General features: G+C 36.7%; 21 protein-coding genes. 3 read left to right on the top strand and 18 right to left on the bottom strand.

Annotation, left to right across the window (positions count from 1 at the left end; all coding sequences use genetic code 11):
• Positions 1-12: 12 nt before the first annotated feature.
• The 13 genes from DS745_RS21035 to DS745_RS20980 form a co-directional block, all read right to left on the bottom strand.
• Positions 13-864, bottom strand: a complete 852-nt coding sequence (locus DS745_RS21035) for a carbohydrate ABC transporter permease (RefSeq protein WP_129080227.1) — start codon at positions 862-864, stop codon at positions 13-15.
• A complete protein-coding gene (locus DS745_RS21030; protein WP_129080226.1) occupies positions 861-3206 on the bottom strand; it encodes a DUF5696 domain-containing protein in 2346 nt (781 codons plus the stop codon). The genes DS745_RS21035 and DS745_RS21030 overlap by 4 nt, the downstream gene beginning before the upstream one ends.
• Entirely contained in the window at positions 3193-5235 is a 2043-nt protein-coding gene (locus DS745_RS21025) for a YIP1 family protein (protein WP_129080225.1), read from the bottom strand. Before DS745_RS21025 ends, DS745_RS21030 begins: the two co-directional genes overlap by 14 nt.
• Positions 5236-5243: 8 nt before the next feature.
• Positions 5244-6113 carry a carbohydrate ABC transporter permease gene (locus DS745_RS21020; RefSeq protein WP_129080224.1) on the bottom strand — a complete coding sequence of 290 codons (870 nt, stop codon included), beginning with the start codon at positions 6111-6113 and terminating at the stop codon, positions 5244-5246.
• A gap of 15 nt (positions 6114-6128) precedes the next feature.
• Positions 6129-7091, bottom strand: a complete 963-nt coding sequence (locus tag DS745_RS21015; protein ID WP_421721838.1) for a carbohydrate ABC transporter permease — start codon at positions 7089-7091, stop codon at positions 6129-6131.
• Positions 7092-7106: 15 nt separating this feature from the next.
• The gene (locus DS745_RS21010; protein ID WP_161568335.1) at positions 7107-10019 is read right to left on the bottom strand and encodes an extracellular solute-binding protein; all 2913 of its coding nucleotides are present in this window, start codon (positions 10017-10019) and stop codon (positions 7107-7109) included.
• A 366-nt stretch (positions 10020-10385) separates the two neighbouring features.
• Complete coding sequence (gene cyoE / locus DS745_RS21005) at positions 10386-11309, bottom strand: heme o synthase (RefSeq protein ID WP_129080222.1); 924 nt, start codon at positions 11307-11309, stop codon at positions 10386-10388.
• Positions 11310-11350: 41 nt separating this feature from the next.
• Entirely contained in the window at positions 11351-11908 is a 558-nt protein-coding gene (locus tag DS745_RS21000) for a hypothetical protein (RefSeq protein ID WP_129080221.1), read from the bottom strand.
• 3 nt (positions 11909-11911) lie between these two features.
• A complete protein-coding gene (locus DS745_RS20995) occupies positions 11912-12544 on the bottom strand; it encodes an SCO family protein (RefSeq protein ID WP_129080220.1) in 633 nt (210 codons plus the stop codon).
• Between the two features lie 78 nt (positions 12545-12622).
• Positions 12623-14302 carry a cbb3-type cytochrome c oxidase subunit I gene (locus DS745_RS20990; RefSeq protein ID WP_129080219.1) on the bottom strand — a complete coding sequence of 560 codons (1680 nt, stop codon included), beginning with the start codon at positions 14300-14302 and terminating at the stop codon, positions 12623-12625.
• 14 nt (positions 14303-14316) lie between these two features.
• The gene (locus DS745_RS20985) at positions 14317-14778 is read right to left on the bottom strand and encodes a cytochrome c oxidase subunit II (protein WP_129080218.1); all 462 of its coding nucleotides are present in this window, start codon (positions 14776-14778) and stop codon (positions 14317-14319) included.
• Between the two features lie 17 nt (positions 14779-14795).
• The gene (locus DS745_RS24705) at positions 14796-14936 is read right to left on the bottom strand and encodes a hypothetical protein (protein WP_161568334.1); all 141 of its coding nucleotides are present in this window, start codon (positions 14934-14936) and stop codon (positions 14796-14798) included.
• 355 nt (positions 14937-15291) lie between these two features.
• Positions 15292-16419, bottom strand: a complete 1128-nt coding sequence (locus DS745_RS20980; RefSeq protein ID WP_129080217.1) for an SMP-30/gluconolactonase/LRE family protein — start codon at positions 16417-16419, stop codon at positions 15292-15294.
• Between the two features lie 147 nt (positions 16420-16566).
• Between DS745_RS20980 and DS745_RS20975 the strand changes: the two genes are divergently transcribed.
• A complete protein-coding gene (locus tag DS745_RS20975; protein WP_129080216.1) occupies positions 16567-16755 on the top strand; it encodes a hypothetical protein in 189 nt (62 codons plus the stop codon).
• A gap of 97 nt (positions 16756-16852) precedes the next feature.
• On the opposite strand, the gene DS745_RS20970 is transcribed toward DS745_RS20975, so the two are convergent.
• The 3 genes from DS745_RS20970 to DS745_RS20960 form a co-directional block, all read right to left on the bottom strand.
• Complete coding sequence (locus DS745_RS20970) at positions 16853-17098, bottom strand: hypothetical protein (protein ID WP_129080215.1); 246 nt, start codon at positions 17096-17098, stop codon at positions 16853-16855.
• A gap of 103 nt (positions 17099-17201) precedes the next feature.
• The gene (locus tag DS745_RS20965; RefSeq protein WP_241657891.1) at positions 17202-18353 is read right to left on the bottom strand and encodes a PstS family phosphate ABC transporter substrate-binding protein; all 1152 of its coding nucleotides are present in this window, start codon (positions 18351-18353) and stop codon (positions 17202-17204) included.
• A gap of 11 nt (positions 18354-18364) precedes the next feature.
• Positions 18365-18823 (bottom strand): helix-turn-helix transcriptional regulator, encoded by a 459-nt coding sequence (locus DS745_RS20960; RefSeq protein WP_129080214.1) that lies wholly within the window; start codon positions 18821-18823, stop codon positions 18365-18367.
• A gap of 182 nt (positions 18824-19005) precedes the next feature.
• Here DS745_RS20960 and DS745_RS20955 point away from each other — a divergent pair, with 182 nt between their 5' ends.
• Positions 19006-19752, top strand: coding sequence for a histidine phosphatase family protein (locus tag DS745_RS20955; RefSeq protein WP_241657890.1), 747 nt, complete (start codon positions 19006-19008; stop codon positions 19750-19752).
• Positions 19753-19900: 148 nt separating this feature from the next.
• Here DS745_RS20955 and DS745_RS24980 read toward each other — a convergent pair whose 3' ends face one another.
• Positions 19901-20422 (bottom strand): CueP family metal-binding protein, encoded by a 522-nt coding sequence (locus DS745_RS24980; protein ID WP_196121294.1) that lies wholly within the window; start codon positions 20420-20422, stop codon positions 19901-19903.
• A gap of 231 nt (positions 20423-20653) precedes the next feature.
• Between DS745_RS24980 and DS745_RS20940 the strand changes: the two genes are divergently transcribed.
• The gene (locus tag DS745_RS20940; protein ID WP_129080211.1) at positions 20654-21595 is read left to right on the top strand and encodes an RpnC/YadD family protein; all 942 of its coding nucleotides are present in this window, start codon (positions 20654-20656) and stop codon (positions 21593-21595) included.
• 164 nt (positions 21596-21759) lie between these two features.
• On the opposite strand, the gene DS745_RS20935 is transcribed toward DS745_RS20940, so the two are convergent.
• Positions 21760-23130, bottom strand: coding sequence for an ADP-ribosylglycohydrolase family protein (locus tag DS745_RS20935; protein ID WP_129080210.1), 1371 nt, complete (start codon positions 23128-23130; stop codon positions 21760-21762).
• Between the last annotated feature and the right edge of the window lie 246 nt (positions 23131-23376).

Raw genomic sequence — 23376 nt, 5'->3', positions numbered from 1 at the left:
TCTTCCTTTCTACTAAGCTCTTTTAGTTTCTTTTTCCCGGAAGACCAAGAAAATGATCAGAAGCAATATCGAGATAATTACCGCGTACATCCATGCCATGGCAGATGCGAAACCATACCCCCTCGTGGCTGAGAACATATTCGTATAAATTAAATTAATGATCGTGTTTTGACTACTGTTTGCTAAAAATACAAGAGTATAAACAAAATTAATTAAGATAATAGGTTTGATCGAAGGCAGCGTGATCTTCCAAAAACATTCCCAACCTGAAGCTCCATCAATTTTCGCCGCCTCGTATAACGCAGCATCAATTTTCTGAAGCACAGCAAGAAAGATTAATATTTGCACCCCTGAGTACCAAAGAATAATAATGATTTGATTAAACAATTGTCCGATAACCTGAGCCAACCACATAGGGAAAAATGCAGTTAAAACACTAATAATGACACCTTGATCTACCATTGGCACTGTTGTCGCACCCTGGCTGACTAATTGGTCAATCACAGGGCCACTGGCAACAATGACCGGTAAAAAGAATATGGTTCGAAATACCCCTTGAAATCTTACTTTTTCATTTAAGAGCATCGCAATAATCAAGGCAAACACGACTATGACTGGGACTCTTAAGAGAATATGAAGAACAAATTGTAAGAGCTCCTGGATAAAAAACATATCTTTTAACCAAACATCTAAATAGTTGTTAAAACCAACATATCGAAACTGTAAGCCAGTAGGTGTAATTCTCATATTATTTAAGCTGAAATAAAAGGATTGCCCTAATGGCCATACGACAAAAATGAGAAATCCAACCAACCAAGGGGATATAAATAAATATCCATACATACTTTTCCGATTTATTTTCATCGGCCTCGCACCACCTTATATGACAAAGCTTGAATTGTTTGTCCGGCCACTTTAACATCACGGTCCTGATAGTTCACATAAATCGTTGTTCCATTATCGTAGGTTACTGTGGTGATCCCGTTTGACCGCTGAAAATTGACAATCACTGAATTTTTCGTTGTCTCATGAATTTCTTTTAGATCAAAGTAGTATTGTTCAATAACGTCTTCATAACGCTCATATTTCGAACTATATATTGATGAAGAGTTCGTATTTAACAACGCTGCTGGATCTTCGTGCGTGAGTAAGAATGAGGGATTTATCCCCTGTTCAACAAGTTTCAAGAAAAATTCAACTTGGTTTGCTTGAAAGTTAACATACTCCGAATACATTGGCACGATCCCTTTTAATGTGAGAGCAATAAAAGGAATATCTTCATCCGTAAAAACATAACCTGATGAACTTGCCGGAAGATCGATCATTGCATTTGTATATTTCCACAAATAAGAGAATGGTTGCTCTAACAATAAATCAAACTGTTGATCATAATTTGAGATGATCTCCTCGTAATATCCCTTTGTTGTAATCCGATCATATTCCTTATTACTATCACTGAAGGAAAATAATTGATTTGAAATTCCGGCAATGAGAAGTTGATCAACACCATGATTTGAGTATTGTTTCTGCATTCTTTCCAAAGTGTCTACACTAGATTTTGGTTGTAAATAATGAAAAGATTTGTAAACTTTACCGTAAACATCTTCACTATACTGCCTTTTATTAAATTTTCTCATGACTTTATACGTCGGATTTCGATTTTCAGCTAAGTTAATTCTTAGAGCATCGTGATACAAAAACAAATCAATGTTTTGTTCCTTACTCTCGTCTATTAAATCTAGGAGACTTTTATCATCGTTTAAAGCTGATTCGGGTTTAAATGAACGGAATGGCAACCCAGCAAAATATCCTTTATTCTGCCAACCTTTGTAAATAGAGAGAATTTGGTCAATTCCTTTACTTTGTAAATCATTAAAAATTTGACTAGCCTGACCAAATGTTGTCATTGTTACATTCTTCTTAGATATCAGTCCATTCTCTACATCAGCACCGAACATATCTACTCGTACTTTAAAATCATCTTCTCGTTTCATGATCAACTGATTATCTAGTAAGTAGTTTCGATATCTTTCAGCTAAACCAAAGTAAGTTGCTTTCTCTTGGGATAAGAATTCATAACGAACTCTTATATTAAAATCATTCATATTTCTTTGACGAACAACCATCGTTCCAGATTGCTGACTTGTCGGTTGATTGTATACTTGACGATAAATGAATTTAGATGTTACCCAGTTGTATGGAAGAATAGCACCACTTGGATAGGCCTCAATTTTTGCACTATATTGTCCTTCCTCAATAATTCCTAGAAACCCTATGTTTGTATCTGTCTGAACCATTCCAAAAACAGGAGCTAGAATTTTTTCAGGATTATTAAAGGGGTTCATACCGTTAAACAACGATAATACTAAAGGATCATCAATCCCGACATTATTCCCATAAACCATTTCGGAATATGGTTGTCTGAACTTTCCATCGTTATCCTTTAAATGAATTAATGCACCTGATCCATCTGGGATAAACATATACCCTTCACGCTCTCCCAATTTGGAATAGCCTAAAAATGGATAGACATAAAAACCTGAGACTTTATAGCGCTCGTTATTTTCTTGAATTTTATCTTTTGGAATTTCAGTGACCAAGCCTGAATCTGTTAAACTGACATTTAACTCAAAGGTAATTTCAAGTTCAGGATATGTTACTTTTGCATGAAAACCATCTTCTTTGTAAGTGATTTCTTTTTTCGGATTATTTGAATACATATCTGCCCGATACGTAACAATATTTGTTCCTACTAAATATTCCATAACAATCGATGATTTCATAAAATTTGTCCACGCTTCATTACTTTGAACCGGTTTCTCAATCGTTGAGTACATCACCGCACCAGTGTTTTTGTCTCTAATGACAATCGAGAGATTTTCTTCTTTTACATACATTTCAATTTTTTCATTTTCAGTTAAGTACTTATGTCCATCAATGGCAGCTTGCCTTGATGCGATTGTACTGACACGATTTTCTAAACCATCGTCCTCTAAGCCTACTTGTTCCGGTTCAGGGGCTGGTGCCGGTTGATCCTCCGGTTTTTCTTCTTTGGAGGTATCGGTCGGCTCAGGTATAGATGGAGTGTTCGGAATATTCACTGAGATCTCCGAGTCTTCACTCATAAAAACAAAAGTGAATAGACTAGCAACAATGGCGATAAAGAGCACAAGTTTTACCGCTGTTTTTGTTTTAACGATTCTCAAGTCGATACACCCCCTCGTTAAAGATAGAAATGAAGAATGAAAGCATTTGGGTAATTAGTACATACACAATAAAGAGTAATAGGACACCAATAAGCATTGTAAACAATGTCAAAAGAATAATTTTTATCGTTTCTTTTACTGTGTAATCATTAATCTCCTTAATCATAATGAAGATCAATATAGCTACCCACGAATAAATGAAAAAATTAGCAAAATTTAATAGGTAAACCTCATTAAAAGTTAAGATATTACTGAACACAATCACAAACGGCTTCAGTATAAAATAAGGGGCAAACGAATAGATAAATCCACTAAAGATGTGTTGAAATTTACCTTCTCCATCATTGATCGTACAAACTAAGTAGTTCGATACGATGACTAATAAGAAAATTCCAAAAACAAAGGCAAAATCTGAACCTATCGCAAATTCCCCATCTTCTACTGAACTGAAAATAAACCCAGAGTAATACTTTTCTAAAACAAAGAGAGTAAAGAAGAAAAATAGCAATAAAATTGAAGACAGATAACTCGTTTTGTTTTCATATTTCATACTATAAAAGCTATCAATGGGACTTCGTATGAAGTTTTTTAGAAATACAAGATCCTTGATTAACTTTAAATTGTATTTTTCATTCATCTTAGTTTTAAATGTGAACCAATATCGACGTTTGCTTTCGACCCGACTTAACACTTTCTTGACGATTAGTAATCCAAGTATCAAGAAGAGGAAAGTAATAATATTTTCTCGAACCCAGATGTTGCGATTTTCCCAAAAAGCGTCAGAGTAACCTACCTTATACTTGGCTGAGCGATAGGAATTTAACGCCTCCTGATATTGTTCTTCTTTAAAGTAGGCTTCACCTAATCCAAGATTGGCGAAATCGAACAAACTATTTAATCGAATAACCTCTTTCCATGGTTCTTTACTTTGTGTATAATCACCATTTTGATAAAGAGCTAAGGCATTATGAACCAAGTCAGCAAATTCAGTTGGCTGAAATAGTTGAATTTGTCTTTTTTCAGGATCAAGTGCGTAAATATGATCATGTTCATCCAAAGCGATCGCTGAAATTTTGTTGAAAAGTCCGACCCGTTGACGACCGTCATCTCGCCCACCAAAAACAAAAAGTAAGTTTCCTTCGCTGGTATACTCATAGATAAATCCGTTTTCTCCTGAGACAAAGATATTGTCTAACGATCCTACGTCAATGGACGAAGGAAATGGGTCATAGACGTTCATATCGATAATATTAAGCCCTGCCATATTTAATTTTTTGATAGACTTTATTCTTTCGCCATGAGTAACGGTGTACACAAGACCTCGTTTATCAATATTTAGGTTATGAGCATTGGGCGGTACCATACTAATCATTTTGCTTAACTGTTCATCTGTAAAAATCGCTTTTCGAAAAACAGTTAACGGCGTGACAACCGTTCGGTTAGGTGAAAAGTAGCCAATAAACTGTCCGCTATTCGCGTTAATTTGAATAATTCCATTCGGATTTCCTCTCGAAATGATATAAATATTATCGCGGCGATCTACGGCCACCTTTTCTGGAACAAACGTAGACGTTTTACCGAATAAGATACTGTCCGGTTTTCCAAATTCAGCAACTAATTCTCCCTCTAAGGTAAAAACAAAGACTTTTGCTGCCACTTCATCAGCCACATATAACCTATCATCTTCTGCTATGAAAATACCGTTTGGTCTTTGTAATACCCCTTCCCCAATTATCCTTACTAGTTCACCATGTTTATTCCCAACTAGAATTCGTTTATTTCCAGTATCCGAGACATACAACAGTCCAAATTTATCAATTTTTAGATCAGAAGCCTGACGAAATTGTTCATCTCCAAATTTAATAATTGTATTCACTACTGTATAAGCAGTCTGGGTTTCAACATAGTTTCCATACCCATCTTCTGTAAAGGTTTTATAAGCGGTATTGGCAAAACTATGATTGGGATAGATAAACAAAAAGATTAATATATAAATGAAGAGTTTAATATATTTATACTTTTTAAGCATTTTCTCACCTACTTTAACCCAGAATGCGACATCGTGTTCATAACCATACTTTGTAAAATAATAAATAGAATTAAATTTGGAACAAACATAATTAATGATGCAACTGCTGCCATCCCTTGACCAACTACAACGTTTGTATTAGCAACTAGTGTGTTCATAAAGAATGCTAGTGTTCTCATATTCTCACTCGTTGTAAATAAAATTGACGTTTCAATATTATTCCAAACTAATTGGAACGCTAAGATCGCAGCTGTTGCGATCGCCGGCTTAATTAATGGCAAAATAATTTTTAAATAGATTTTAAACTCACTGGCGCCATCAATAATCGCAGCTTCAATTAGCGAATCTGGGATTTGATCAATAAACTGTTTTAATAAGAACAATCCTACAGGCATCGCTAGCAACGGCAGTATGTGTGCAAAAAATGTATCTTCAATTCCTAAAATTGTAACGGTTAAGAACCTTGGAATGATGACTGCTATTGGTACGAACATTAGTGCAGCGTTATTGATTTCAAAAATTGCCTTTTTTCCTTTAAAGTTCTTTTTAGAAAGCACATAGCCTGCCATGGTAGAAATTACCACGGAAAGGAATACAACTGAGAATGTAACTATTAAACTGTTAAATACATATCTACTCATGGGAATACCAGAAGCATTGGCTAGTTCAAATAGATTTGTAAAGTTATCAAATGTCGGTTTGTAAACGAAAAATCTTGGTGGAAAAGCATATAGTTCATCAAGTGGTTTAAAGGCATGATTAAAGATAAAAAGGATTGGTAAAAGCATAAACACCGCAAATGGTAGTAAGAAAAGATAGAACTTTACTTGACTTTTATGGAATTTCTTTGGATTAGCACCGCTTGCTTTCAGAGCCATATCATCTTTCCTTTCCTATGTTTCGCTAAACAGTTTTTTCGAGATGTGTGCGAATACATAAATAATCAATAACAGCACAACTGAGAGCGCTGCAGCATATCCCATTTCAAATCGAATAAATCCGTAGTCTTCAATATGATTTACAATTAATTGCCCCGCATAGTTAGGAGTCGGGTTAGACCCAGTAAGTTGGACCCCTATGATGCCGGTGGCAAAGGTATTTACAATTGCCATAACTGCACCAAATAGCATTTGTGGCTTCATGGATGGAATGGTAATGTAAATAAGTTCTTGGAGCCTATTTTTTATCCCATCGATTGCGCCAGCTTCATAAAGAGTTTCGTCCACATTTAGGACACCCGCGAGCATTGCTAAGAAACCAACTCCCATACTACTCCACAAGGCTACGACGATCATAATTAACAGAATATACCTAGTATCTTGCAGAAAGATAAGTGGCTCCGTGATAATTCCCCACCTCATTAGGAGGCTGTTCGCATATCCTGCTTGGTTCCCACTAAAGATGATCGTCCAAACCACTGCCATGGCCACACCCGAAGTCATCGAAGGCGAATAAAAGATCAGAGCCAAAATCATTCGAGGTAGCCTCGTAAGTTGCGCCAAACTCCAGGCCAGGAGGAAGGCTAAGATATAGCCTCCTGGACCGACAATTAAAGCAAATAGTACAGTATTAGGCAAAACGTATTGCATGAAGATCTCATCTTGAGTTAATAGATTCAGATAGTTTAAGAAACCAATAAATTCAGGGCGTTCAATCGTATTAAAATTTGTAAACGATAGATAGATAGCCATAACAATTGGTATGATGATAAAAAGTAAAAACAATAGTAGATACGGAAGCAAAAAGAGATACGGAGTCTTATTGATCCTTTTGGCTTTTTGCAAATGTTTTTGAAGCATTGGCGGTTCGGTTTTTATTTCAACTACCGCTTCGCCCAAATGATCTGCCTTTTGCATAAGTTTGCCCCCTGCTTAATCATTAGTAAATTCCGGATTAGGATATTGTTCAATAAATTCTCCATTTCGTATATATCCAAATTCTTCGAGTTTTCGTAAGGTTTCACGGTTGATTCGCTTACTTGCTAAGTCAATCGCATTCCTTAAATTTTGACCATCCAAGATAATAGAGTTATAAGCATTACTAATCTCTCTTTCTAACATGTAACTTCCTGGAACCCTAGGAACCTCTGTCAGCCATTCGGTTTGTTCGATCACTACGTTTTTGTGGGCTGTGATCCAAGGCAATCCAGCATAAGCTTCCATATTAGCAGTGTTCCAAATATACTCTTCCCCGTAGGTCGTTTGTAGAGTATTTCCAAAAGCGATTTGCACTTCTGTACTCGACCACCACTTTAAGAATTCCCACGCTTCATCTCTTTTGGTAGAGTCTTTAAATATAAGATTACTTTCGGCGCCACCTGCAGACCATCTCTCAACTTCCCCATTTGCATTTTTTATCCCCGGCATTAAGGCAATATCCCAAGAGTTTGCGATTTCAGGAGCAGCATTAAGAATTAAGTTATACATGAAGTAATCTGATATACCGATCGGGAGAGATCCGTCTCTAAATTGCTGATAAAAGCTTGGAACATCATACGGAATGTTGTATATCGTAAACAATTCTGTTAACTGTCGCATTCCTTCAATCGAAGCACTCTCGTTTAAAGCAGTCCTACCGATTGTCTCATTATAGAAACGGCCGCCATTTTGATAGATGATAGGCATTGTACCTGCAAATATTTTCAAACCTGCCATCCCAGCTGTTGGATAAAAGAAATTCATTCCTCTTCGTTGCAATTCAGGTAAGTATGTCCTTACTTGATCAATCGTATCTGGTACAGGAAGAGAAAGAGAGTCCAGAATATCTTTGCGATAAAAAAGCACCCAGAAATTCATCGTATCTGGTAACGCATAAATTCCATCCTTCACTGTCGCTGGTACATGTAAGCCTTCTGGAAATCTAGTTTTCACTTCATTGAAATCCTCAAACTCCGTTAGATCTTGCAATGCACCCCTAATGGCAATTTCAAACGGGAGTGCATAGTTAACCCCCACTGCTACATCAGGGGCTTTATTAGCTGCATTGGCTAAAATTAGTTTGTTTTGATCCGGCATAATTGATAAATCGACTTTAATTCCTGTTTGAGGTGTAAATTGCTCATCAATTAATTGTTGAATAATTTCAATATACTGCCTTGGACGATTCACCCATACTTGGAGGTGATCAGGATTAATGTTATCTACAGCGTAGTCTTGACTACCAAAAGACTTTACTAGACGTTCAAGCTTTGCAAATTGCTTGTAGAAAAACCCTTTACGCTTTGGAATATCTTCTTGATTTTGATAAAAATAGAATTGGTTGATTGCCAAACCATTGTTATTGATGTCTTGAATTAAATTTCCTAAATAAGCAGTAACAGAGTTAGTTCCTGTAGCCAATTCATTTTTTCTAACTAATAATTTATCAATTTCATTAGCTAGACTTCTTACTTGTTTTTCGGCAATTTTTAATGAAGTAAACGCTCCTAGTTCATTGACCGTGGGATTAAAAACTCTTAGATCTTCATACAGTTCGTTCATTTCCTCTGCCCATGAAAACAATTGCTCTGTAACACCTGGAATAAATTCCTCAACATTAATATCTCTATGTCGATCCACATTTGGACCAGCCAAGTTTGTCATTTCCAATGACATTGATTGAATTTCATTAATTAGACGTTCTACTGATTCTATTGTTGGTTTCAGATGATCTAAGCTGATCGCAAAACCAATCGTATGTTGACCAGCTTCTAGAAAAATAGGGATATTTTCCTTTGTAACAGGATCTTGAACAGTTACATCCCTAAACTTCGAAGTGTAATGAAATGGGTAGTTCTGAAATTCCTGAAAAGGAGTCCCTTGATTAATGAAAATATTAACGAAGACTGGGAAGTCAGCTTTAGCATTTTGACGATAATCGAAACCAAAGTAATAGAACCCTGGCTCATTTACCTCAAATTCATATTCAACAAGGTGTCCAGGTCGTTTAAATGATTGGTTATCTAAGTAATTTAACACTCGTTTATCAGTTTGATAAGGGGTTAGATCTACACTAAATAAGGCGCCAGCACGGATGGAAGAGTCATTTCTGTAAGCAATATCTTGACCTTGAATAACAATAAAGTTATCCCCACTCACTTCTGCCTTTTCATAGTTTGGTAATTCAGTAGGTTTAGACAACCTGATCGATCGGAACGATAGATTACCTTCTGTTGATTTTAACGAGATCTCGTTTTCACCTTTATCTAAAAAAATCTTAAATGGTTCACTTGAGCGGTAACTTGCATCACTAATATATTTTTCCTGCCAATCGATGACTTTGATTGGTTGTGGTACGATTTCATTTCCATACTTATCTTGCGGATTTACATCAGGAGATTTCCATTTGCTTTCAAAAACTAAATTTCGTAATTCATAAAAAGGAAATTGACCATTTAACTGCATTTCGATTTGGGTAGGTAACACGTTTTGATCATCAATGATATAAGATAACCCTATATTGTAAAACGCACTTTCTGGCGCATTGATCCGAATGGTAACCTCTTTATTTTGGTCAATTCGAACCACTTGTTTTCCATCATATACATCAAGGAACTTGTGATCCGTAACAATTCCTTCTATATTATCTATCAATATATCTGCACCACTATATAACTTTCTGCTATCATCTACATATGTACTATATTTTTCTTGTAAAGCGGAGGTAGTATTTGTAAGATTTACACGTTTTTTGGTTATCTCTTGATTGCCTGAACTCTCAACCTTCGTGTACGTTGGAATTTGTGTGAATGTTAAAATAATGATAATAGCAATTAATGTTATTTTTTTAACCTTTATGTAAATCAAAAAAATCCCCCCAACCATTCATTAATAAAAATGTTAATGTTAATTTGTCGAAACACTATGACATTTAAACTATATGTTAACTATATAATGCAAGGAAAGCGCTGTCAACAGCTTTTTCGTATACAATTTGAACATTTTTATTAATTAGTTAATGATTTTGCTAAATGTAATTATATTAACCTTTACGCTTGTTTATTAGCATATAAATTTATTAAGATTTTGGATTGTTAATATAAAACAAATCAAAGAGACTGCCCTAACGAGAGGCAGTCTCTTTGATTATGGATTATAGGATAGACGAGAGGATAGCCCCCCTGGTCTTACTCACACTATAGGTTAGGACAAGATACCTTTCGAACGCAGGAATTACCTGAATACAGGCAATGTCACAATAACCAATAGTAGAAACAAAATCGTTATATAATTTACTGAGTACAGAAAACTAATATAAGCATACTTTTGATCATCTTTTGTAAATAATCCGTAAATACTTAACCCTAGCCAAGCAAGAGTTAGTATGGTTGCGATAATAACAAATGTTAGACTAAACTCAATGAAATAAAACGGTAATGGTAGTAGGCAGGCAACGTAAACGATGATTTGCCTTTTTGTCATGGTAAAACCACGAACAACCGGGAGCATCGCAACACCTGCTGCTTTATATTCTTCATATTTTCTCATTGCGATCGCAAATGTATGTGGCATTTGCCAGATAAACAGGATTGAAAATAGTAGAATTGGAACCATATGATTTCCAGATGCTACTGCCGTCCACCCAATGAATGGAGTAACTGCTCCTGAAACACTTCCAATCACAGTATTTAACGTATACTTGCGTTTTGACCACATTGTGTATAAAACCACATACGTAAACCAACCAATAAATGCATAAATCGTTGCTTCTATAGTAGTAAATAGTAAGAGGATAAATCCGACCGAAGTAAGAATAATTCCCAACATTAATACCATTTTTAAAGAAATAGTTCCTGTTACCGTCGGTCGTTTCATCGTTCTTGCCATGACCGAGTCAATATCAACATCGTACCAATTGTTTATAACAAGTGCTCCAGCTATAACCAATGTACTTCCCGTAATAGTTAACAAAAACAGAGAAAAGTAGTCTTGAAAGGAGGCATTAGAAAAATACAACGCTAACCAAAATCCCGTAAAAACAGGGAGAACATTCGCAATTAAGACAGGAAACTTTACTAATGACTTTAGATCCGCAATCAAAGTCAGAACATTTTGCTTCTCTGCTACTTGTTGAGTAAGAATTACTTGTTTATTCATGCTACTGCCCTCCTTCAAACGTACTCTATTTCTCCTCTAAGTCACTCGTACTCTGAGGGATCCACAAAAGCTACATACAATAGATAAATTACCATACCAAGTGCCGTTAATACAAACGCCCAACCAAGTGCAATTTGCTCAATTAGTAAGTAATTATTACATAACTGAACAGGTGCAAGGATATAAAGTAAGCCCATTCCTATAAATACGAGCGTAAAAAATGCAATCAGTGTATTCTTTTGAACTACACTTAGCTTCTTCCAGCTGTCACGTAACGGTACTCCTGCTAAAAATGGTAGACTAATAAACTTAAATACTTCTACACTTTGTAGTGTTAATGCTTCATCCATCGTTCTTGGTAGTATCCAGTATACCATAATGATGATAAATAGTAGTACTCCTGGTAAGCCATTTTCATTCCATTTTTCAAAAAAGCGAGGAAATCGTTGTTGAAAAAAAGGTGCCATCAATAAACCCGCAATAATTAGCATCGGCATTTGCATATGCATATGCATGACCATGACCGATTCCATAAATGTAGCAACAGGAGGAATTACTAAGAAAATAAATAAGGCCAAACCGATCTTACATTGATCCATCCCCTACTCCCCCTTATCGCTTTCAAGAATACTACTAACCGTACTCACAGCATCTTCTATGTTTGTAAAGTCCATAATGCTTGTTAGCGTCCCTTGTCGATTGACCAAATAGAATGCCGAATTATGCATAAAATCTCCATTCCCATTAGGGATGACGATGACCCCGAATTCTTTTAAAAGATTATCTAATTCAGCTTGGTCTGGAATTGTTGCCATCCTCCATGTCTCACCATCACTACCAAAGTAGTCTTTATATTGATCTAACGTAGCAGGATCGTCTCTCTCTGGATCAAAACTTATACTTAAAAAGACGATGTCTTCACTAAGATATTGTTTAGGAATACGGTCGTAGACGTGTCCCATGTTCGATTCTAGTTGCCAGCAGACTGTTGTACAAGCTGTATACATAAATGTAATAAATACATGTTTATTTTCGAATTCAGAAAAAGAGTAAACTCTTTCATTACTATCCACAAATGTTACATCTGGGAATTGTGGTTGTGTTTTCATTAATTGATTAAATCTTGCGGTTTCTGCCGTAAATGCCCGAAATCCATCCGTTCCTACATAGTATAAGATACACCCAAATAATAAAACGACAACGAGAGCAATTCTGTTATGCTTACTTCCTATCATGTAGGTCACTTCCTTTTTTTCTCAAATGAAAGGGAAAGAGATAGCCGAAGTTTTCGAACTATCTCTTTATCTTGCTTTCTACCAAGTTCTAAACGGCGGTGACCCTGGAGGTGCGTTAACAATCATGTCAACGATCGGCACAACGTAGGCCATAGCGACGACAATAATCATCAGGGTAACCCATACGCCCCATCTTTCTGTCCAATATCCAGACACATCACCAGGCTCTTTTTCCGCAATCGGGAACTCTGTCTGACCTTTTGGTGCAAAGAACATAAGGTTGATCACTGCGTAAAATTGGATTAGAACCCCGATTAATAAGAGAACTGCACCAAAACCAATTAACATCATGTATGGATCCCATCCAAGTGCTGCAGCGTGATCTCCATATGTTGTATAAGAAGTTCTTCGTGGTGAACCGAATAATCCTGCGGTGTGCATCGCAAATGCCATTAGGATCATCGCGCCTGACCAGATAATCGTTTGGATGACACCTAATTTATTCATCGCTGGTGTTAATACACGACCTGATAGATATGGAATTAACCAGTAACTAATCCCAAAGAAAGTCATAGCGACAGACATTCCTAGGGTTAGGTGGAAATGTCCTACAACCCACATTGTGTTATGAACAACTGCATTTAATTGGAATGTTGTTTGGGCAATACCACCCGCACCAGCTGGAGCAAACGCTAGCATCGCGATAAACGGTGCTAAGAAACGGACATCGCCCCATGGTAAAACCTTAAGCCAACCAAGAATACCTTTTCCACCTTTTTTTCTAGCCGTACGTTCCATAACAACAAATAGTGCATATGCCGTCATTAATGAAGGAAAACCAATCGCTAAGCTCATAAATACATGCATATATTTGATAGTATCATTGATACCAGGGTCAACGATTTGGTGATGGAAGCCCCCAGTAATATTCATAATAACTAAAGCTACAACAACAACACGTGTTAATGTATCATTCCAAAGTTTTCCACCAATCACTCTCGGTACAATCACATACCAAGCAGAGACCGCTGTTAAATACCAAATATTCACCGCTGTATGTCCAAACGCCCAGAACAGTGTTCTTGCTAACATCACGTTGATAGTATCAACCCAACCAAGTGACCAAGGAATGATTAAGAATAAAACTTCTACTGCAACAAACAACGTACAACCTACTAGTAAAACAAATGCCCCAGTTGCAAAGAAGGAAAGGATTGGTAGGTGTTGACCTTTATTTTTCTTTCTCCAGTTTGCTACTTGAATAAATGCCCCAATGCTGCACGCCCAAATTCCTAGGACAACAAATACTAATCCAAAGTAGAAGATTGGGTTTGCCTTCATTGGCGGATAGAAGGTAAATAAAACCGATGCTTCATTCATTAATACCATAACGACGACGACTAACGTACCGAACATCGCCAATCCAAAACCAATCCAGCCAAGTCTTCGAACTTTAGGTAGAAGACCGCCTAATGTATGTGAAAGACCAGAATAGAAGTATCCAATCATAAAGAACCCAGAAAATACTACGATTAACAATAAGCCGTGAGCAGTTAGAACCTGGTAATAGTTAAGCCATGTTGGTAGTTCGAGTAGTCCTGCACGATTGATCCCTTGTAATAATCCGAAAAGTCCTCCTAGAAGTAATGCAACAAATGATACTAATAAAAATGATTTCGTTAATTTCGCATCTTCCGGGTTTACCCCTAACACTTCATTTGTTTTATCTTTTAAGGTTTGTGCGCTTAGTAATTCCAACTTAAATCCCCCCTTTATTTAACAGTAATCGTTGTCGCCATAAACTGGTGACCGACACCACAATATTCATTACATAACACTAAGTACTCACCTGGTTCATGGAATGTTTGGGTAATATCTGTGATATATCCTGGCATGATCATTCCATTAACGTTTGTATTTACAATTTGAAACCCATGGACTACATCTTTTGAAGTTAATCTAAAGTGAACCGTAGATCCTGCAGGAACTTCAACATTCATAGGTGTAAAACTAAATAATTGAAGTGTCATCACCACTTCATATTCTTTTTCACCGATTTTCGTAATTCCTGGATTATCAAATGGTGCGATTTGGTCGACTCGCTGTGGATCAATCGTCTCCATTCCCCCTGGAGGTGCCATTCCTAAAGCAAATGCTTGGTACCCAGTCGCGATCATAAATAACATAATCATTCCAAAACTAATTGTAAGCCAGACTTTTTCTGATTTATGCATGTTTCCCCATCCCCTTTCTACACTCTATCTAGGTAAAACCCGTATAGAGTAAGATAACTAATTAAAATGACTACCCCGACAAAGCCAACTCCCAAAGCTGTACCGATTAAAGTTGTTGCTTCCTTGCCTTCCTTTTTCTCTAGTTTTTTGATTGCCATTCTTTCAACCTCCCCTTCGTTGATTAATTTCAGTATAAGTGAGGATTTTCTTCCAGTAAGTGACTATTGTCACCTAAACACTATATAAATACTAAAAAAGACAAGGCAAGACAAGGGGAAAGACAAGGGGACAGGTCCCTTGTCTCATTCGCACCATCATCGCAATTTAGTAGTAATGCCCAGGATAAGACAAGGTACCTGTCCCTCCGTCTCCCTGTCCCTCCGTCTCACCTCCGTCTCACGTCCGACAAATGAAAAAAGAGGTCTCTCATTTGGTAACAAAACTAATGAGAGATCTCTACTTATTTTATCTAGTTGTGAAACAAGATTTATCGGGTTTTCACAGTGACGTCCTTCAATACCTTATCCAACCAATCGTACGATTGTTATTTAGTGTATGAAAGTAAAGACTTTGCTCAGTCTCGGTAACACCAGTAATATCAGTAAAAGTTCCACTTGAACTTTGTAAATCATCTAAAATGGCTCCAGACTCATCAATTGCAATCACATGTGCGTATCCTTTTCCTTTTGGCAACAAAAAGTGCGGCAAACGCATAACAATAGCCCTTAGCCATGGTTTGTCTGCGCTAAAATCCAAGAAATCATTTCGAGGATGAACTAAACCGATCCAAATTCGGTTATCTCTTCCTCTCATCAAATTATCTGGTAACCCCGGTAAATTGTCGATTAACACGATGGAATGATCGCTTATTTCGTTTGCACTAATGTTCTCAGCAGCGACATCTACTTTCCACACTCGGTATTTTCCTGTTTCATTAATGATTATCTGTTGTTCGTCTTTACTTAAGACAATTCCATTTGCAAAACTTAGATCTCTCATTATAATCCGAGTTTTTTGAGTGGTAGGATTATATTCTAGTAGCCTGCCTGAGCTACTATTTCCTAAAATATCTAGTTCCCCTGCCTTACCTACATCCCCAATGTCTTTTACACGGACTTTTTGAGAGGCATCCGTAAAATAAATCATGCCATTACTTGCTACAACTACAGCATCAGCAAAAAGAATAGGGGTTCCTTCTACTGCATTTGTTAATAATTCAATCTCTGGCTCCCCTTCTAGATTAGTAACTTTAATTAAACCACCATGGTCGCCATACATAGGATCAGCAATAATCAGTGACCCTTCTAAATCAAAATCAAAGCCTAGAGGACGTCCATTTGTATTTACAACTTCCTCTATTTCGGATCCATCTGGCCTTATACGAATGATCTCTCCATCTTTCATTGCAGCGTACAGCCAATTTGATCGATAAACAAGGTGTTCGGGTTGGCTATAGTTACCAAGATCAAGATAGTTCATATTTGCTAGTTTCGTATTCTTTTGATGAGGTCCAACATAGCCTCTAGACTCATGAGCATCCCATTTAATAGGTGCGAATGGTATAGGAGCAAAGCTTAGGTACAGTGCCAGAAAAAAGGAAATAATACCTATAACAATCGTAGTTTGGAGAACTTTGTTCATAATGATCTATTCCCTTTCTTTGTTGAGATAGTTTTCAGATAAAATCTTTGTATTTTACTTATATGTAAGTTCTTGTTGCACAATAAAGTGTTTATGTGTGAAAATTTATATAAACGAATATCGGCAAGACCGTTCTGGAGGTAAACTATGAAAAATAAAGATAATCCAAACATATATCGTTGGATAGCTGTTATCTGTCTGCTAATAATTCCACTTGCTGCTGGGATTTCAATTTTATTTGATATTAATCGAGACCCAATCCAAATACTAGTAATGGCACTAAGTTTTATAATACTAAGTTGGATGAATTGGTCCAAGTTTAAAGAAAAATCTTAGACTAAAAAAGTCATACCGGCACGATATGACTTATTGTGTATCTGAACCAGTTAAAATCATAGATTAGAGATGTGTTTTACTAGAACTCATGTTCACATCACACTTTGTTTGATTTATTACGTTCATTGCCCCTTTTAAAATTTCCTGTTATCTTCGCCAATATTAATTGTATTTCCTTTGCATTAGTCGCACTGTTAATTTTACTTAAAAACTTCTCTGCATCTTTTCCTTTTAAAATTTTTACTTGTTTACCTTCATACTCTAGAAAAACTGTATTATCTTTATTTACTCGATAACTGAATGGAGATTCGTTTAAACGATTTCTTTTATCGATGTTGCCCATTTGTCACCTCCTATACAAAGACGTGCCTGGCACACCCCGAAGTTTCTTGTTTCACGAATGTTTTTGTGAAACAAGAAACTTCGGGGTGTCACAGTGACATCCGTTACTTAACCGGAACATAACCCGTAGCTTCAACTAAATATTGCCCTTGCTCTGATAAAATCCAGTCAATGAACGTATCAATGTGGGGATTTTCGCTTCCAGCAGTAATAACATAAAACTCTGAAGTGATTGGATATTCACCGCTTCTAATCGTTTCTTTACTAGGGAAGACTCCATTTATTTTCAGATGACGTATCTCTCCGTTCTGAATCATTTCTGTTGAGAAAAATCGAAACGAGTAGCCAATCGCATTTTTATAGTTTCGGTAACGTGATGTCTCAGAAATAATCCCGCCCATCCCTGACACAATATCCTCTTTCGGTGGTGTCATTAACTCTTTCTCTCCCATTAACCTTTCAAGAGCTGTTTGGCTACCACTATTGGCAGGACGCTGAAAGGCGCGAATTGATGCATGATTGCCACCAACTTCTTGCCAATTTGTTACTTCCCCCGAATAGATACGTTGAATTTGTTCAATCGTTAAGCTTTCTACTGGATTTTTTGCATTGACAAAAAACACAAAGGCTTCTTTCCCAATTGGTGTTAGCTGCAATTCTATTCCTTTGTGCTCTGCTTGACGTAAATGGAAATCTGAAGGTCCAGCTGCAAAAATCATATCAACTTCACCATTCAGTAGCTTTCGATATGCTTCATCAGTTTTACTAGACATGACCTCACTGTTATACAAGTCGTAATCCTTCTCTGGATAGATAGATTTTACAAAAGCCGAGTACAATGGGTAAAGTGCTGTCGCTCCATCTAAGATCGGAAGTTCCCCTTCAAGCGTCATGGTTGACGCTTCAGGCAACGAGACCACCTTTGAATTTTCAGCAAATGGATGATACTTATAGAGATTTACCTCAGCATTCACCGTTCCTATGTTATTGTGGTAGGCTTCAATAGTTTCATAGACCGCAACCGCTAAAATACATATCGACAAAAAGCTAATACTAGCTACCTTAACTATTTTTTCCCTCGCAAACTTAAAAATTGCGTTTAGTGACAGAAAGATGACACCAATCGTAACAAATACAATGAACGGTGCGTAAAACTTAAATCCACCCATTAAAGATACAAACACAACTGCGACAAAACCAAACATTAAACATAGGCCGACGATGAAAATGGCTCCAATAATTTTTCCCCAAATCACTTAAATCCCTCCTAACGATTGCTTTTCGTTAATTCCTCTAAGTGCTGACTTGTTTCTTCCTCACTAAAAGAACTAAACCACCGGTAATCCTCATCATCTACGATCCGATAATGCTGACTCACTAGGTTTTGCTGTATCCTAAAGTTATATTTTCTAGTAATCTCTTTCCACCAGACTTTTCCGCCCATCGTTTTTTCTTTCGGGCTTGCTACCGTCTCATATGCATAAATTTCAATCAGTTCTAACGGATCACTTCCTAATGTGGTTTGCAGTATTTCACTTTTTCTAAATAGAGCACATAATGCAATGACATGGGTCCAACTTACTAGTGTTCGATCTTTTTCTATTTGAACAAGCGTCTTTTTTGAAATTCCTATTATTTCTGCCATTTTGAACTGTGAATATCCACTCTCAACTCGAATTAGCTTCATCTTTTTCGATATCACTTCAATTAATTGCTGTTTATCCATTAGCACCTCCACCACCAATTGGATTATATTGTTACCTATGGTGTAATTTTACACCTTAAGTGTTAGATACACAAGAAATTTTTTCCAGAAAAGGCAAGACTAGCGGATAAGTTCAAACAGTAACCAACTATAAGTGATGACATAGAATATCAAAAACGTAGTTAGGCGAAAGGGGAATTAGATTGGTTACCGAATTGCAATCTAGGAAAGCGCTGGATCGTTTTAGTGGGTCAGACTTTTTCGAACGTAAAAAAAATGATAAAGCATTAAGCCCGACCTTATCTTATCCATATGCTGAACAGCAGCTTTATCATCATCGTTATGAAGCCGTGACAAACGGTTCGTTTCTACCGGAAATGCTTCATACCAGGACTCAAGTTGCTCGAACTAACCGCTCATTGCTGGCTTCACTTAAAGAGGGTGGCTACATTTTTTATACTCGACACGCAGAAGCAATCGTTGGAGCTGATCAACCAAATCTTAACTTTCAAGATTGTTCTACTCAGAGAAACCTTTCCCTTATAGGTCGTAGACAAGCTACTGAATATGGGGAAACAATTCGTCGTTTAGCAATTCCAATCATGGCTCCAGTAGCATCTAGCCCTTTTTGCAGAAATATAGAAACAGCTGCTCTTGCCTTTGGAAGAGAATATATACAAGTAGATCCTTTCTTATATGATGTCTATCGATTAAGTACAAACATAAGTCCATTTGACCAGCAAAGGATCCTTGCTACTCTGAATTCAGTGCTAGAAACCCCGGTACCTGCTGGAACGAATAAAGTGATCATCGCTCACAGCTTTCCTGTAGGAATAGGTCTGGGGCGATTACCCAATATGGGAACTATCATTGTAAGACCACGTGGATACGGCATGGGATTTGAAGTCGTGGCCTATCTCACATTAGCGGAACTAAACAGACTTACTTGAGGATGATTGGAATAGCTAATGACATTAGAATGGCGAACTCAACTATCACAAAACCCTCCATCTACATTTCACAACGATAAAACACAAATGAGACTTAAATCACCTTAGTACAACCCAAAACAAAAAAGCACCTACACAGGTGCTTTTTCTATGTTAACTGCATGGTCGTTATGCAAGTGCCATCATCCTCAAAAGTCGAAAACTTTGACTCTACCATCTTATCGTCATGCTTAATTGTTATATTGAACGTTTTGTCCCTAGGTAACCAAAAGTCAATAAATCCGTTACTTAAAGATGTTAACTTTTCGTCAACTAATACATTACCATCAGTGTCTACAATGTATACTTCAAATTCAACTTCTACTAACTCTCCTTGACAACCTGTCAAGCTATGATTTTTTCAAGGATGCGTTTCATTAATATAAGGTGCAATTGAAACAAAAAACTCGTCTTCTGGCAAGTCATATAATATCTCGCTACCTGCGCTTTCTTTTACAACAAGTTGTTGAGATGTTATTGATGCTCTAAGGGCAGTTTTATTTCCTACACTATAATCATTCACTAATTCTTTAATGTTAGTATGTGTGTTCGCTTCATTATTGTTTTCACTAGAACAACCGATTAATAATGCTGCCACAAAAAAAGTAACTGCAAAAAGTTTAAGTTTCATAGACTTCACCCCCCTTTTTATCTCATTATACTATTTGAGCAATATTAATGCACTTTTATGCGATCACTTACACAATAACTTCAGAAGTTCACTTCATAAAAAGATATTGGCTCAATTATGATACCTATTTTTTAACCTACATTTGAAAGTTTTGTGAACTAACCAATCACCCTTTACGAACGTACATTCCTCTATTATAATAAGAACAAACGTTTGTAAAGGGTGATAGAGTTGGAAAATCAAGAGAGAGTTGATCATGATCGTTTGTTCAAACAATTAATCACAACTTTTTTTGAAGAATTTGTCTTAGCTTTTTTTCCAGACATTTATGAACACCTAGATTACAACCATATGACATTCTTACACCAAGAGGTTTTTACTGATATTTTAAAAGGCCGTAAAGGTGTTGTAGACATATTGGCTGAAACAAAATTACGAGGCAATGATACCATCATCTTAGTACATATTGAGCCTCAATCCACCTATGCTCATGACTTCAACGATCGCATGTTCTTTTACTTTAGTCGTTTATATGAGAAATACAGATGTCCCATTTTGCCGATTGCTATTTTTAGCTATGACGATATGAAACCTGAAACTGATTTTTTTCACATCCACTTACCATTCAAACAAGTGCTCTCTTTTCATTATTTTACAGTCCATTTGAAAAGAAAAAATTGGCGAGAATTGATCAACCAACCTAACCCAGTAGCCCTTGCATTACTTGGAAAAATGGGCTACGATCAAGATGAAAAAGTAAAAATTAAGCTTGAATTTTTACGTATGTTACTCAAACTAGAATTAGATCCTGCTAGACAAACATTGGTTGCTGGCATCTTCGAGAAATATCACATACTTTCAGTATCAGAAGAAAATGAATTAGATAAATACCTTAAACAAATACCAAATAACGAGGTGGTACAAATTATGGATCTTATGACTTCTTGGGAGAAAAAAGGTTTTGATCAGGGCATAGAAAAAGGCATAGAGAAAGGCATGGAAAAAGGCATAGAGAAAGGTATGGAGGAAGGCATCCAAAAAGGGATAGAGCTTACGAAAGTCGAAGTCGCCCTTAGTATGTTAAGGAAAGGCCTGTTTATTAGTGATATACATGAAGTTACTGGCTTGCCAGTGGAAGAAATTAAAAATTTACAAGAACAATCAAATATTTAATAAAGTTAAGGAACAAACGGTGTCGTCTGTTCCTTTTTGGCAATCCTTTCTAGACAAAATTGTCAATCTGTCCACAATTGGTGTCTACCCTGAAAATATTAACTAACAGGAAAGTTCACTTTCTTTTATTTTTAGTATCCTTCAAAAATATTTTCATCCATGTTCTAACTGTCACTGTGACAACCCGAATTTTCTTGTTTCACACTGAAACCATTTATTTTACCTAATTCATTTAACCTCTCTAGTATTCTCAAGAAAACCTTTTCCTCAACCGCACCTTCCCAAGCTCCATCACAAAAACGATCGGCTCTGACGTAATAAGTTAGAATTGCTCGTAAAAGATTAAAATCAGCGGTTTCTATTGCGTTAGCGAGCTCTCCATCCAGTTGTTGAGTAATGGATGTGTACTGCTTCTCCATGAGATTTGAACTGTATACCTCGTCGATAAATTCAAGCAATGCCTTATCATAACTAGGATAACCGATGATAATTTGTTTCTCCCTTGTTTCATAAGGTATCCGACATACCTTCGTTGCTACTTTAAAATAAGGGATGAATCTACAGAGTTTTCCAATTGCTTCCTTGTAAAAAGAGATATGCAGTGTCTGGCATACATGTTCAATATAGTTTCGCTTAGCAATTACATTTAGCCATTCTTCTGGGATACTTTCATAACCATAATGAAGTCCAGCTAATCCACCTGCTACCGCAGCAACACTATCCGTATCCTCTCCCATATTCACAGCTCTCAACACACACTCTTTATAGCTCCTTGTGTTCAAAAGACACCAGACCGCAGCTTCAATGGTATCAATTACATAACCACTACTATTAATTTGATCTTCTGGAAGACTAGCAAAACCTTCACTGAATAATCTCTGAAAATAGGCTATTTCACTATCAAACTTCCCATGTTCTTGGTAATAGTTCATTGCATAGGCAATTCCCTGCTCAACAGCTGTTGCAAGATCGCTTTCCTCGAGAATTTTTGCTGCAATAGTAATATAAATTCCACAGGCTATCTGACTTCGTTTATGACCATGTGTTAGTGCAGACACGTTATGTATAATCGTAAATGCTTCGTCTTGCTCGTAAAACTTATCTCCATAAGTTGATTGCAAATAGAATAAAATTGGTAGAATTCTCATGAGCGAGCCATTACCGTTATCGTATTCAGTGGTACCACCTGATTGTAGCGGCTTTGTACCATCCAAATAACGCTGCAACGATCTACTAGTCGCAATTCCAATATCAAAAGCCTCCCCAAAAGGAGTATAACTTCCCTCCTCATACCATTCCACGAACTTATTCATGATGTCTTCATAATTAAGTCCATCTAATAAGCTATCAACCAAGCATAGACTCATACTAGTATCGTCAGACCAAGTTCCGGCAGGTTGGTTATGTGTCCCGTAGGCACGCATACCAACGACAGGATCTTCTCTAAGTGTCTCTCTATTATGAAATTCAACCGGAACACCTAAAGCATCTGCCACACATAAACCCAACATTCCGTTAACTATATTGTTAGACATCCTATTACCTCCTATAGGCGTTTTTAATGTGCAAAAAATTTAATTTCTAGAGACCGAAGTGGCAATACCTTTTCTCTCCTGTACCTGACGAAACATATAAGCCTAAATGATTATTCAAAATTGCTCGCATAATTTGCTTTCCTTATTTTAACATTAATAACAGAAAAATCATCTGTTTATTCGGTAAACAAAAGGACCCTCCTTTTCCAGGATCGTATATTGCTAGTATTTCGTTAACATTAAATA

The sequence above is a fragment of the Anaerobacillus alkaliphilus genome (assembly GCF_004116265.1).
GTDB classification, from domain to species: domain Bacteria; phylum Bacillota; class Bacilli; order Bacillales; family Anaerobacillaceae; genus Anaerobacillus; species Anaerobacillus alkaliphilus.
Note: the sequence above shows the minus strand (reverse complement) of the source record. Positions and strands in the feature narration are given on the sequence as shown.